The organism is Microbulbifer aggregans (assembly GCF_001750105.1).
Lineage (GTDB): Bacteria > Pseudomonadota > Gammaproteobacteria > Pseudomonadales > Cellvibrionaceae > Microbulbifer > Microbulbifer aggregans.
Genome location: NZ_CP014143.1, coordinates 519,551 through 532,323 on the forward strand (window position 1 = coordinate 519,551; position 12,773 = coordinate 532,323).

Sequence of the window (12,773 nt, forward strand, 5' to 3'; positions counted from 1 at the left end):
GATTACTGAACGTCCGGATGCGTATCGCCTTAACGCAGGGCCCCGAGGAATTGTTCGATCGCCATGTGCCACTGCCCCGGACCTCGGGCAAGTTCGGCGGCATTCTTCCCCATGCGCCGCAGCCCATCGCTGTCATCCAGCATGGCAAGGAGATGGGCGGTGACATCGGCCTGATCACTGGCATTACAGAGCAGCCCCGTCTCTCCCTCGATCACCGCATCGGCGGCACCACCTTCGCGCCCGGCCAGGCCCGGCACTCCGTACCAGTTGGCCTCGCGGTAAACGATCCCAAACCCCTCAACCGAATCCCCCTCTCGCCGAGCGGGCATCACGAACAGGTCCGCACGGGAGAAAAGTGCCGCCTTTTCCCCATCACTGACCGCTCCGGCGAAATGAACACAATCCGCGACCCCCTCCTCTGCTGCGAGCGCCTCGAGCCGCGCCCGGTCATCGCCCTTCCCGGCGACGATGTAGAGCACATCGGGATGATGCCTGCGCACCGCGGGCAGCGCCCGAATTACGGCATCCACACCCTTGCGTGGTTCCAGTCGGGCCAGTGTCAACAATACAGGGGCTCGCCCGGAGGTAACCTTTTCCAGGGCTTCCAGGGCCTGTCGTTCAGCATCCGCTTGCGGACCGATCGGGGGGTTGATGACGATCAGGCGCGACTTACCGCTGAGATAAGGCTGTACCAGGCTGGCGGTGTAGGCGGAGTTGGCAATGATGCAGTCGGCTACAGATAGAGCCTTCTGAATGCGCGTCCGCTTGGCATCACTCGGGTTGGCGGGAAACTCCATCCCGTGGGCGAGCACTGCCAGAGGCACATCCAGCTCAGACAAAAGTTCGGCGCTCTTCCAGGAGTCGGCAAAGACGCCCTCGATATCCCCGCCGCGGATCGCGGAGCGCAGGGCCTGGGCCTTGCGCCAGCGGCGCCAGTGCTTCCAGCCACCGAAGAAACGAACGTCATAGGCTCCGGCCACGGAGCTCTCGTCGCCCTCGGCATGATCCGCCAGCACCAGAACTTTGTGGCCCGCCTGACCGAGATTGTCGGCGAGGCCTTCCATCAGGTTTTCAATACCGCCGCGACGGGGCGGAAAACACTGGGTCGTAATCAGGATCATGCTTACCTCAACCGCGCGGATTCACTCGGCCAACCAGTCACTCCGGCGCAGAAGCGCCCGCGCACAGAGCACTTCCTGGGCCAGGGGCTCCCGCGGCGCACCCACGGGGATCGCCACATCCTCAACCCTGTCGGTCAGCCGTTCCTGGTCCACCAGCCTCTGCACAGCGGCCCGAACCTTGTTGGCCGGCCTGCGGCTGGGCAGAGGGATCACCCCGACCCGCGCCTCGCTCTGCAGGGCCTCAAAAATCATCGACACACTATCACCGGTAACCCAGATCTGTTCCGATTCCGCCAGCTGCTCGGCCAACCAGCCGGGCGGGCAGTCACGCCAGTGGCATATTTCACCGGACTCGACGGAAAGTCCCCGGAGCGTTTCTTCGGGGGTGCGTCGGCTATCGGAAACCGTCCACTCAAGGGGTTCGGCCAGCAATCGCTGCAGGCTGCCACGCACGGCAGCGGTGTCCCAGCTGAAGTGTTTACTCGGTCCACCCAGCAGGATCAGCCCCTTGCCCGGGCGACGGCGCCCACGCGGCAGCGGCTCGGTCAGGGCGCCCTGACTGAGAATCACGTTTTCGAGCGGCGGTGGCCGGTCGTGCTCGGGAATAACCGCGAAATCAAACCAGTGCAGAGGCAGTGACGGCCGCATCACCACCACACTGCGACCGCCGAAGTAGCGGCGCGCGAAGAGGACTGACCAGTGGCTGCGGTGGCCCGCACCGACAATAAAGTCTGGCTGCGGCAGCGAGCGCAATTGCTGGTCCAGACCGTGACGGAGGAGTGTGCTGAGCGCAGCCGCAGGAATATCGTGGCTATCGACCGCACAACCGCAGGCGCGCAGGCCACAGAGCAGTGCCGCCGTCTGCTTCTCATGGGCGCGATTACCATCAAGAAAACGCCAGACCGTCAGCCGCAATTGGGGAACTCCGACTCTAGAGATTGGGATTGCGCCAGATCTGGCGCGGGCGCCCATGCTACCCGATCGCCCTGCAGTATAGAACCCGCGCCAGCCCCCGCCCGGGCCCCCTCTGACAACGGAGCCTTGACCGTCGCTGTGGGCAAATGGACGTGTTCTCCACCCCCCCGGTATAATCGCGCCCCTGTATCCATAGCAACCGTCCCGGGCCGCCCCGCCAGCAGACAAGAACGGCGCCAGCGGCAGGCGGTTCACCAGATTATCCGGCGTTATCCATTCCTATGCGTATCATCCATGTCGATAACCACCAGCAGCGCAAGTACGGCCATACCTCGGTCAGCTGGGCCCTCAAACTATATAGCGGGCTGGTTCGCGCCGGACACAATGTGCTGGCTTTCAGTGATCGTGACGTGGCCGCGTTTGAGGCGCCTTTCCGCATCCGTGAACTCGTCAGCCGCAAGAAGGTAAACCAGCGCCTGCTGCAAAGCGTAGAGGCGTTCGAACCGGACCTGGTGATCTTCGGTCACTGCGACCTGATCGACAACGAGACCTTTGCCGAGATTCGCCGGCTGCGCCCGCAGACGGTGATCGCCGCCTGCAACAATGACCCGCTGTTCGTGCCGAGAAACTCGGACAACATCGCCAAGCGGTGCGAAATTGCCGATGCCATGTTCGTTTCCACTGGGATCGAGGACCTCAAGCGTTACGAGGGCAAACGGGCAAGCCTCTGGCATATGCCCAACCCCGTCGATCCCTCCGTGGAGACTGCGGATTGCAGCGCCCGCAGCGACCTGGAAGTGGATCTGCTGTTCTGCAGTAAAGCCCAGGCATACACAGAGCGCGGCAAGATCGTGCAATACCTGAAAGACAACCTGCCGCAGGATCTGAACTTCCGAACCCCGGGAATGTACGACCAGCCCACCCTGTGGGGGCGCGATTACGACCACATCCTCGCCAACAGCAAGATGGGCCTGAACCTGAACCGCCAGGAGGGCTACCAGTGGTACTCCTCCGCGCGCATGGCACAACTGGCCGGCAACGGCCTGCTGGTTTTCACCCATGCAGCAGCACGCTTTGACGAATTTATGCCAGAGGAGACCCTGGTCTATTTCGACAGCGAGGAATCTCTGCTGGAGAGGGTTGTCGAATTCCACTCGGACGACGATAAGCGCCGGGAATGGGCCGGCCGCTGCCGGGAATTCTTCCACCGGGAAATCAATAACACCCTGTACGCCCAGTACATCGTCGAAACCTCGATGAACCTGCCGTACAGCCACAACTATGTGTGGATCAAATAAATATGTCTGGATGTAGCAGTACCACCCGCCCGCTCCACGATCTTTACCGCCAACCGGATTCCCGCTGGGTTACCGGGCTGATCCGTTTTATCAGCGCAAGCCTGCTGATGATGCTGATCGGCTTCCATCTGTTGCCCGATGTGGGCCGCATCCAGACCGTGTTTTATCTGACCTTGCTGCCGGCAACGCTGCTGTTGCTGGTCTGGCGGCGGGACTGGGCATTCCTGCGTAGCTGGCAGTTCGCCTGCTTTATCAGTGTGCCCCTGGTGCTGGCCGTATCCACACTGTGGGCCGACAATTCCACAGCCACCGTTGAGCGCGATATCAGCTTTTACTTCAAGGTGCTGGCCTACTTCGTGCTTTTCTACTGCGCCCTTTACCTGGTCATGGAGCAGCGCGGTGATGAGATGTTGCACCGCTGGCTGCGCTGGCTGATCGTGCTGGGCACCGTTTCCTGCGCTGCGTCGCTGGTGGTTTACGGCCTCGACGGAGGCTTCCGTAAGCTCTATCGCATCGGCGGCATCTCGATGCAGAACAACATCGACAAGACCGCCATGCTGTACGGTTTTCACGTGCTGTTCTGCTGCTACGGTCTGTCACTGGATTCCCGCCGCTGGCGCTCGTTGTCTTGGCTTGGGCTCGGCCTCGGTTGTGTCTATATCGTGGTCTCGCAGACCAAGATCCCCATCGTGATGGCCGCCTTCGCCATCTGCCTGGCGGCCGTCGTCAGCCATTCCAAGGTATTGCGAGTACTGGTGGTGCTGGGCGCGGTGGCAGTCCTGCCAGCGGCCTACCTGCTGCTCTACGGCGACCTGCCGCTGCTGCACCGCGGCGCCGCCTATTCCATCCGCCTGGAGCTGTGGGCAAAGAGCCTGGAGGGCTTCCTGCAGTCGCCCTGGATTGGCACCGGCCTGGTGCACAAACAGTTCATCGAGCTGGACCACGTACTGCCTCACCCCCACAACTATTTACTGGACGTGGCCCGCTTCGCCGGCCTGGTGGGTGTTGCTGCCTGCCTCTGGCAGCTGTTCGCCGTGGCCTTTATCGGCCTGCGCCGCGATCAGCTGCTGAACTGGGTGCCGGGCATGTACCTGCTCTGGTTCGGCTTTGGCGCCCTCGCCATGTTGATCTACGCCCAGCAACCGCTGGTCAAACCAAGCTATATCTGGATTTTCTACTGGATTCCCCTGACAGTGCTGCTGGTGCGCAACCAATTGGTCGCCCCGGTAGAAAAAGCTGTGCAGAATGACCAGCAAGAGCCGTCACGAACTCGCAATCATCAAACACTAGAGTCCCACGGATGAATGTCACCGTATTCGGCACCGGCTATGTCGGCCTGGTGCAAGCTGCAGTGCTGGCGGAGGCCGGCAACAAAGTCGTCTGTATCGATATCGATGAAGACAAGATCGCCCGCCTGAAGCAGGGCCATATCCCGATTTATGAACCGGGCCTTGAGCCGATGGTGAAAGAGAGCATCGCCACCGGCAATCTCTCTTTCTCCACCGATGCCAGCGTCGGAGTCGAGCACGGCGAACTGATCTTTATTGCCGTCGGCACACCACCGGACGAGGATGGCTCTGCCGACCTGCGCCATGTGCTCACCGTGGCCGACACCATCGCCACACACATGACGGTGAAGAAATACATCATCAACAAGTCTACCGTGCCGGTCGGCACCGCCGACAAGGTACGCAATACCGTCGAAAAGAGACTGGCAGAACGCGGCCTCAGCGACCTGCCCTTTGATGTGATCTCCAATCCGGAATTCCTCAAGGAAGGCTCGGCGGTGGCAGACTGCATGCGCCCCGACCGCATCATTGTCGGCACGTCGGAAAAGGAATCCGAGCAGAAACTCCGTCACCTGTACGCCCCCTTCAACCGCAACCACGAGAAGATCCTGGTGATGGATGTTAAGAGCGCAGAGCTGACCAAGTACGCCGCCAACTGCATGCTGGCCACCAAAATCAGCTTTATGAACGAGATGGCCAATATCGCCGACAAGGTTGGGGCAGATATCGAAGCCGTGCGTCGGGGTATCGGTTCCGATCCGCGCGTGGGCTACCAGTTTATCTATGCCGGCATCGGCTACGGTGGTTCCTGCTTCCCGAAAGATGTGAAAGCCCTGATCTCCTCAGCGGAGCAACTGGGCTTATCCGCTGAAATTCTCACTGCGGTGGAATCCCGCAACGAGCAGCAGAAGCACTACATGGCCGAGAAAATCCTCGCCCATTACAACGGCGATGTGCAGGGCAAGGTCTTTGCTCTCTGGGGTCTGTCGTTCAAGCCCAACACCGATGATATGCGCGAGGCGCCGAGCCGGGTACTGATGGAGCGACTGTGGGAAAAGGGGGCCAGCGTGCGCGCCTTCGACCCGGAAGCCATGGAAGAGTGCCAGCGTATCTACGGCGACCGCGACGGCCTGGAACTCTGCGGCACCAAGGAAGCGGCCCTGAAGGGCGCCGACGCACTGGTCGTGGCCACCGAGTGGCAGCAGTTCAAGGCGCTAGATACCAATGAGGTCAGAACCCTGCTGAAATCCCCGGTCGTTTTCGATGGCCGCAATCAGTACGAGCCGGAGGAGATGGAAGAAGCCGGCTTCTGCTACTACTGCGTCGGCCGACCCGACACCAGCGCCTGCTGATCTTCGCTATTTCGCGATTTTTGAAAGCCCGGGTTCTCCGGGCTTTTCTTTATCTGAGGGGGCTGCTCCGGTGACAACGGGGCACCGGGGGCGACCTTTCGAAACCACTCGCATGGTGCTTTGCCGCCCCACACGCATTCATCGCTCACAAACAAAAAAGCCCAGAAAGTTTCCGGGCTTTTTAACAGGTCCAAACGAGGGTCAGGCGATCTTCGCCGTTACCTCCGGTGGCTGATCCACTACATCGGTCAGCCAACCGCGATGCGCCACACTGCGCCCCTGTACTACATCGAAGTACAACTCCTGCAGGCGCCTGGTGATGGGGCCGCGGCGGCCCGCGCCGATGGTGCGGCCATCCAGCATGCGGATGGGCAGCACCTCTGCCGCAGTACCGGTGAAGAAGGCCTCATCGGCAATATAGACCTCGTCGCGGGTGATACGCTTCTCAACCACCTGGTAGCCGCACTCGCGGGCCAACTCGATCACCGTGTTGCGGGTGATACCGTCCAGGCACGAGGTCAGCTCGGGGGTGTAAATCACACCATCGCTGACAATGAAAACATTCTCGCCGCTGCCCTCGGCCACATAACCCTCCGGATCCAGCAGCAGGGCTTCCTCGCAGCCATTGCGGATCGCCTCCTGCAACGCCAGCATCGAATTGATGTAGTTGCCGTTGGCCTTCGCCTTGCACATGCTGATATTCACATGGTGGCGGGTATAGGAAGAGGTATTCACCTTGATACCCAGCTCACGGGCCTCCGGGGTCATATAGCTGGGCCACTCCCAGGCAGCCACGATCACGTGGGTCTGCAGCGAATCGGCGCGCAGGCCCATGCCCTCGGAGCCATAGAAGGCCATCGGCCGCAGGTAGGCTTCGTTCAGGTTGTTCTCCCGCACCACCATGCGCTGTGCCTCGTTGAGAGTCTCGGCGTCATAGGGCATGGCCATATTCATGATTTTGGCGGAGCGAAACAGGCGCCGGGTGTGATCGTGCAGCCGGAAAATACTGGCGCCGGCATCCGTTTCATAGGCGCGCACTCCCTCAAACACCCCCATACCGTAGTGCAGGGTGTGGGTCAGTACGTGGACGCGGGCATCCCGCCAGGGAACCAGCTCGCCATCAAACCAGATAACGCCGTCGCGATCGGCAAAAGACATGGAAAACTCCTACAAATCCGCAAATCGGATTCCTGAAAAACAGTTTATGCACAAAGCACAGCGACGGCAGGAGCAATCACGCTTCAGCCGAATAGCTGTTGCCAGTTTGTAGAAACGGTCTTTCTTTCCGCTTTGTACTGGTCACCGTCTACTACTCCCGGCAGTTGTTGTAATGCCAGGCGGTGACCCTCAGATCGGTAGGCTTTGTAGGCGTCGATCAGATGTCCAGCTTGGTGGGCCGACATCAGGCCTGCCTCGTCGAGGCTTTCGAGAATGCGAATATTATCGGTGTAACGCACGATCGAAGGGGCTTTATGCGCCCAGGCCAGAGCAGCATATTGAACCATAAACTCGATATCGACAATACCGCCGGAACCCTGCTTGAGGTCGAATGAATCCTTATTGCTCTTATCCAGATGCGCGCGCATTTTATCGCGCATGGCGACCACCTCTTCCTGCAACTTCTGCTCGTCCCGCTGCGAACAAAGCAAGTCGAGTCGCAGCTGCTCAAAATCAGCACTCAGGCGCCCGCTGCCAGCCACCGGACGCGCCCGTACCAGCGCCTGGTGTTCCCAGGTCCAGGCGCTCTCGCGCTGGTACTTGTCGAACGAAGTGAGCGACGTCACCAGCAGGCCGGAGTTACCCGACGGCCGCAGGCGCGTATCCACCTCGTAGAGCGGGCCGCTGAGGGTGCGGGTCTGGAGAATGTGGATCAGACGCTGCGCCAGGCGGGTGTAGAAACTCAGGTTGTCGATGGCGCGCTCGCCTCCGGTTACCCCCTGCGGATCGGCGTCGTGCACGAAGACGATATCCAGGTCAGAGCCGTGGCCCAGCTCGAGCCCGCCAAGTTTGCCGTAGGCAATGATCGCAAAGCGCATATCGTCGGCAGAGGCACCGGCGGGCTCGCCGTACTTTTCCACCACCTGCTGCCAGGCGAGCAGCAGCGACTGCTGCAGGATGGCCTCCGCAAGCCAGGTCAGCGAGTCGCTCACCTTCATCAGTGGCAGTGCCCCGGTGACTTCCTGGGCCGCAATACGCAGCGCCTGCCCCTGCTTGAAATGGCGCAGGGCCTCCATCTGCGCCTCCAGGTCGTCCGGATCCACCCGCAGCATTTCGCGGCGTAATTCATCGGCAATATCTTCCGCCGACGATGGTGCCAGCAGGCGACGACTATCCAGCAGCTCGTCTAGCAGGATCGGATGGCGGGCCAGCTGGTCAGCGATAAAGGGGCTGGCGCTGCAGAGTCGCAGCAGCTGGCTCAAGACCGGGGGGTTCTCGTTGATCAACACCAGGTAGGCACTGCGTCGCAGCACTGCACGCACCAGCGGCAATACCCGCTGCACCGCCAGCAGGGGTTGATCCTCCTGTGCGGCCGCCGCCAGCAGCAGCGGCATAAACTGGTCGAGACGCTCGCGGGCGGCATTGGGCAGGGCCCGCACCATTGTCGAGTCATGGAGCTCGGCGATGGGCTGCAGGGCCTCCTCCGCAGGTTCGAATCCGGCGCGCTGCAAGCTGAGAAGATTAACTTCGCGGCTGTCCTCGTTACTGCAGCTGGCCCAGAGTCCCTCCCATTCTTCGGCCGCGCTGGGCTCGGCGATCTCCTCCGGTGGTGCGATGACGATATCGAATTCCCGCTGAATCAGTTGGCGCGCCTCGGCCAGGTCGCCCAGCAGCACCTCCCAGTTATCGCGCCCAAGGGCAAACGCCAGAGCCTCGCGGCGAAGCGCTTCGGCGGGCAGGGTCTGGGTCTGCTGGTCTCGCTCTGCCTGCAGGGCGTGCTCTACCCGGCGCAACAGCACGTATGCTTCCGCCAGCACTTCGGCAACGCCGCTCTCCAGATGGCCGTCCTCCTCCAATAGGGGCAGCAACTTGAGCAGGTTGCGCTCCCGCAATGCCGGTTCACGCCCGCCGCGAATCAATTGGAATGCCTGGGCAATGAATTCCACTTCACGGATGCCGCCGCGCCCCAGCTTGATATTGTCATCCAGGCCCCGTGCGCGGACCTGCCGCTGGATCAGCCCCTTCATCTCCCGCAGGGCATCGATGGCACTGAAGTCGATATAGCGGCGATAGGTAAAGGGTCGCAACATCTCCATCAGTTCCGCGCCGAGCTCGGTATCACCCGCTACCGGCCGCGCCTTGACCATGGCATAGCGCTCCCACTCCCGGCCCTGGGTCTGGTAATAGTCCTCCATAGCGGCGAAGTGGCTCACCAGCGGGCCGCTGTCACCATAGGGGCGCAGGCGCATGTCGACGCGGAAGACGAAGCCGTCGGCAGTCATGGCGTCGAGAGATTTAATCAGCCGCTGGCCCAGGCGCTCGAAGAACTTCTGGTTCTCGAGCCCGCGCTCGCCATCGCACTCGCCGGGTTCGGGGTAGGCAAAAATCAGGTCGATATCCGAGGAGAGGTTGAGTTCCCGCGCTCCCAGCTTGCCCATGCCCAGCACCACCATGGACTGGGCATTGCCAGCGCGGTCCCGCGGCTCGCCATAGCGGGCCACGAGGTCGCGGTGATGCCAGTCGAGGGCGGCCTGGGCACAGGTCTCCGCCAGCTCCGACAGTCGCAGGCACACGCGGGGGATACCCCACTGCCCGGCAAAGTCGCGCCAGATCACCTCGGCGGTGACGCGGTTCCGCAACCGCCGCAGGGCGCGATCGAGTTCCGCTTCCTCGTCGATGGTACGCATCCAGTCCGCGTCGAGCCCCAGGTCATCTTCCTGCAGCAACTGCGGCAACAGATCCGGATAGCGGCAGCACTGCTGCACGAAGAAGTCCGAGCCAACAAAGCTGCGGGCGACGGCAAGTTGCGCGTCCGCAGCGCCAAGGGCCGCGGAAACCTTGCCGAACAGCTCTTCACCGGCTGCCTCACACCAGCGCAGCCAGCGCTCCTCCAGCAGTGGCTGCAATTCCGCGGGACAGTGAGCGGCGTCGAACATGGCGTGGATCATCCTTAAAACATAACCGGAAAAGAAAGCTTAGGGCGCTCTGGCTCTGGAGATCAGAAGGCAATATCCGGTGGTGGTGCCACCCGCAGAACCTCCGCCACGGTAGTGATGCCGGCGGCAACCTTCCTGGCACCGGAAAGGCGCAGACTGTTCATTCCCTCGCGCATCGCCTGACGGCGCAGCACCTGCAGGTCACAGTCTGGTGTCACCAGGCCCTGGATCGACTCGGTGAATGGCAGTATCTCGTAAATCCCCTGACGGCCGCGGTAACCGGTATTGCGGCATTCAAGGCAGCCCTCCGGGCGGTACACCACCTCGGGCTTGGGCGCTTTCCAGGGTTTGGTGAGGGCCTGCCAGTCGTCATCGCTGACGCTGTCGGGCTGCTTGCAGGCCGGGCACAGGGTGCGCACCAGGCGCTGGGCCATCACACCGAGCACGGAGGATTTCAGCAGGTAATGGGGCAACCCGAGATCCAGCAGGCGGGTCACAGCGGTGGGCGCATCGTTGGTGTGCAGTGTGGAAATCACCAGGTGGCCCGTGAGCGCCGCCTGCACGGCCATCTGTGCCGTTTCCAGGTCGCGGATCTCCCCCACCATGATGATGTCCGGATCCTGTCGCATCAGGGTGCGGATACCGGCGGCAAAATCCAGCCCGATGGCGTGGTGCACCTGGGTCTGGTTGAAGCTCTCCTCCACCATCTCGATCGGATCCTCGATGGTGGAGACATTTACCTCGCTGGTAGCCAGCTGCTTGAGGCCGGTATATAGCGTGGTGGTCTTACCGGAGCCGGTGGGACCGGTCACCAGCACGATGCCATTGGGGCGCCCCAGCATGGTCTGCCAGCGGGCCAGGTCATCGCCACCGAGGCCCAGATCGCTGTAGGAACGCGCCAACACTTCCGGATCGAAGATCCGCATCACCAGCTTTTCGCCAAATGCGGTAGGCAGGGTGGAGAGGCGTAGTTCCACCTCGCGGCCGTCCGGGCGCTTGGTCTTGATGCGGCCGTCCTGCGGCTTGCGCTTCTCGGCAACATTCATGCGCCCGAGAATCTTCAGACGGCTGGTGACCGCGGCATTGACCTGGTCCGGCAGGTCGTGGATTGGGTGCAGTACCCCGTCGATGCGAAAGCGGATCCGGCCCACTTCACGCCGCGGCTCGATGTGGATATCACTGGCACGCTGATCAAAGGCGTGTTGCAACAGCCAGTCGACGATATTGACGATATGCTGGTCGTTGGCCTCCGGATCCTTGAGGCTGCCCAGCTCTAGCAGCTGCTCGAAGTTGCCGCTGGAGGAACTGCCCTTGAGGCCGCTGGCACCGGAGATGGATTTGGCCAGTGAATAGAATTCGACGCAATAGCGCTGGATGTCCGCCGGATCCGCCACCACCCGCTGCACCGAGCGGCCACTGGTGTGCTCCAGCTGCTCTTCCCAACCATGGGTAAACGGCTGCGCTGTGGCCACCAGCAGTGAGTCCTTACTCGCCTCTACACAGAGAATCTGGTGGCGCTTGGCAAACTGGAAGCTCATCACCTCGGTGATGGCCGCCACATTCACTTTCAGCGGATCGATATGGTACAGCCGGTGCGAGGCAATCTCGGCCAACCACTGAGTCAGGGTCTCACCGTCCAGCACCCGCCCGGGGGACTTGAGGTTCTCCAGCTCACAGCTGGCGATATAGGTAAGCGGGTGCATCTGGGCCTGCTCGGCAGTGCGCGGCGTACCGATCACCCGGTTGGCGTCCGGGCGGCTGACATAGCCCTGGGCCACCAGGTCCTCCAGCAATCCCGCCAGATCCAGCAACCTGTCCGCCAATTTGCTCACCGCCATAGGAAACACCCATCTTCTATTCTTTTGCTTGAACACCCGGGTTACCTTGCCCGGCGTCCGACCGACGGGGCATTGTAGCCCTATCGGCGACACCCAGCAGTGCAATCTATTCACCCGGTTACCGTGATCGCCACGGTTTAAGGTACCATGCGCGCGTTTTCGACCCCGAGCCAAGGAGCTAACCATGGCCCTGACCAACATTGCCAACCTGTTTGGCCGCTCACCGATCAAACCGATCAAAGAGCATATGGCGACCGCCCACGAGGCCTCCGCCGACCTGGTTCCCTTCTTCGAGGCCCTGATTCAGGGCGATCTGGCCAAGGCCGAGGAAATTCAGAAACGTATTTCCGCCGCCGAGAACCGTGCCGACGATATCAAGCGCGACCTGCGCCTGCACCTGCCGGACAGCCTGTTTATGCCGGTGTCCCGCTCCGATCTGCTGGAGCTGCTGCACGCCCAGGACAAGATCGCCAACACTGCCCAGGATATCGCCGGCCTGTCCATCGGCCGCAAGATGGAGATTCCCGCCAAGCTGCAGAACCAGATGGCCACTTTCGTCGAGAGCGCCGTCGCCACCTCGGCCCAGGCCCTGCGTGCCATCAATGAGTTGGACGAGCTTCTCGAATCCGGCTTCGCCGGTCGCGAGGTGGATATCGCCCAGCGCATGACCGAAGAGCTGGACGACCTGGAGCGCAAGTCCGACAAGCTTGAAGTCGAAATTCGCGCCTCCCTGTTCGAGATCGAAAAAGACCTGCCGCCGGTGGACGTGATCTTCCTGTACCGCGTGATCGAGTGGATCGGCGATCTGGCCGACTGCGCCCACGGCGTGGGCAACCGATTACAGTTACTGCTGGCGCGATAAGGGG

At 61.7% G+C, this 12,773-nt stretch carries 9 protein-coding genes; 4 read left to right on the forward strand and 5 right to left on the reverse strand.

Translation table 11 applies throughout. From position 1 onward, the window contains the following. Positions 1 to 29: 29 nt before the first annotated feature. Together AUP74_RS02220 and AUP74_RS02225 are read right to left on the reverse strand one after the other, a co-directional pair. Positions 30 to 1,121, reverse strand: a complete 1,092-nt coding sequence (locus tag AUP74_RS02220) for a glycosyltransferase family 4 protein (RefSeq protein WP_069946128.1) — start codon at positions 1,119 to 1,121, stop codon at positions 30 to 32. Between the two features lie 21 nt (positions 1,122 to 1,142). Then, positions 1,143 to 2,036 carry an ELM1/GtrOC1 family putative glycosyltransferase gene (locus AUP74_RS02225; protein WP_158514526.1) on the reverse strand — a complete coding sequence of 298 codons (894 nt, stop codon included), beginning with the start codon at positions 2,034 to 2,036 and terminating at the stop codon, positions 1,143 to 1,145. A 281-nt stretch (positions 2,037 to 2,317) separates the two neighbouring features. Between AUP74_RS02225 and AUP74_RS02230 the strand changes: the two genes are divergently transcribed. The 3 genes from AUP74_RS02230 to AUP74_RS02240 are packed head-to-tail and all read left to right on the forward strand — an operon-like array spanning position 2,318 to position 5,975. Then, positions 2,318 to 3,334 (forward strand): glycosyltransferase family protein, encoded by a 1,017-nt coding sequence (locus tag AUP74_RS02230; protein ID WP_069946129.1) that lies wholly within the window; start codon positions 2,318 to 2,320, stop codon positions 3,332 to 3,334. A 2-nt stretch (positions 3,335 to 3,336) separates the two neighbouring features. Beyond that, positions 3,337 to 4,638, forward strand: a complete 1,302-nt coding sequence (locus AUP74_RS02235; protein WP_069946130.1) for an O-antigen ligase family protein — start codon at positions 3,337 to 3,339, stop codon at positions 4,636 to 4,638. Then, positions 4,635 to 5,975: a UDP-glucose dehydrogenase family protein gene (locus AUP74_RS02240; protein ID WP_069946131.1), complete on the forward strand. Its 1,341-nt coding sequence runs from the start codon at positions 4,635 to 4,637 to the stop codon at positions 5,973 to 5,975. Before AUP74_RS02235 ends, AUP74_RS02240 begins: the two co-directional genes overlap by 4 nt. Before the next feature lie 201 nt (positions 5,976 to 6,176). Here AUP74_RS02240 and AUP74_RS02245 read toward each other — a convergent pair whose 3' ends face one another. The 3 genes from AUP74_RS02245 to tfpB form a co-directional block, all read right to left on the reverse strand. Beyond that, positions 6,177 to 7,133, reverse strand: a complete 957-nt coding sequence (locus AUP74_RS02245) for a branched-chain amino acid transaminase (RefSeq protein WP_069946132.1) — start codon at positions 7,131 to 7,133, stop codon at positions 6,177 to 6,179. Between the two features lie 83 nt (positions 7,134 to 7,216). After that, the gene (gene glnE / locus AUP74_RS02250; RefSeq protein ID WP_069946133.1) at positions 7,217 to 10,069 is read right to left on the reverse strand and encodes a bifunctional [glutamate--ammonia ligase]-adenylyl-L-tyrosine phosphorylase/[glutamate--ammonia-ligase] adenylyltransferase; all 2,853 of its coding nucleotides are present in this window, start codon (positions 10,067 to 10,069) and stop codon (positions 7,217 to 7,219) included. 62 nt (positions 10,070 to 10,131) lie between these two features. Further along, positions 10,132 to 11,907, reverse strand: coding sequence for a type IV pilus assembly ATPase TfpB (gene tfpB, locus AUP74_RS02255; RefSeq protein WP_069946134.1), 1,776 nt, complete (start codon positions 11,905 to 11,907; stop codon positions 10,132 to 10,134). 184 nt (positions 11,908 to 12,091) lie between these two features. Here tfpB and AUP74_RS02260 point away from each other — a divergent pair, with 184 nt between their 5' ends. Next, positions 12,092 to 12,769: a TIGR00153 family protein gene (locus AUP74_RS02260; protein ID WP_069946135.1), complete on the forward strand. Its 678-nt coding sequence runs from the start codon at positions 12,092 to 12,094 to the stop codon at positions 12,767 to 12,769. Positions 12,770 to 12,773: the final 4 nt, after the last annotated feature.

Coding starts and splice junctions, on each gene's coding strand:
- AUP74_RS02235 (WP_069946130.1), top strand. CDS start 3,337: ATGTCTGGATGTAGCAGTACCACCCGCCCGCTCCACGATCTTTACCGC.
- AUP74_RS02230 (WP_069946129.1), top strand. CDS start 2,318: ATGCGTATCATCCATGTCGATAACCACCAGCAGCGCAAGTACGGCCAT.
- AUP74_RS02220 (WP_069946128.1), bottom strand. CDS start 1,121: ATGATCCTGATTACGACCCAGTGTTTTCCGCCCCGTCGCGGCGGTATT.
- AUP74_RS02240 (WP_069946131.1), top strand. CDS start 4,635: ATGAATGTCACCGTATTCGGCACCGGCTATGTCGGCCTGGTGCAAGCT.
- AUP74_RS02245 (WP_069946132.1), bottom strand. CDS start 7,133: ATGTCTTTTGCCGATCGCGACGGCGTTATCTGGTTTGATGGCGAGCTG.
- glnE (WP_069946133.1), bottom strand. CDS start 10,069: ATGTTCGACGCCGCTCACTGTCCCGCGGAATTGCAGCCACTGCTGGAG.
- AUP74_RS02260 (WP_069946135.1), top strand. CDS start 12,092: ATGGCCCTGACCAACATTGCCAACCTGTTTGGCCGCTCACCGATCAAA.
- tfpB (WP_069946134.1), bottom strand. CDS start 11,907: ATGGCGGTGAGCAAATTGGCGGACAGGTTGCTGGATCTGGCGGGATTG.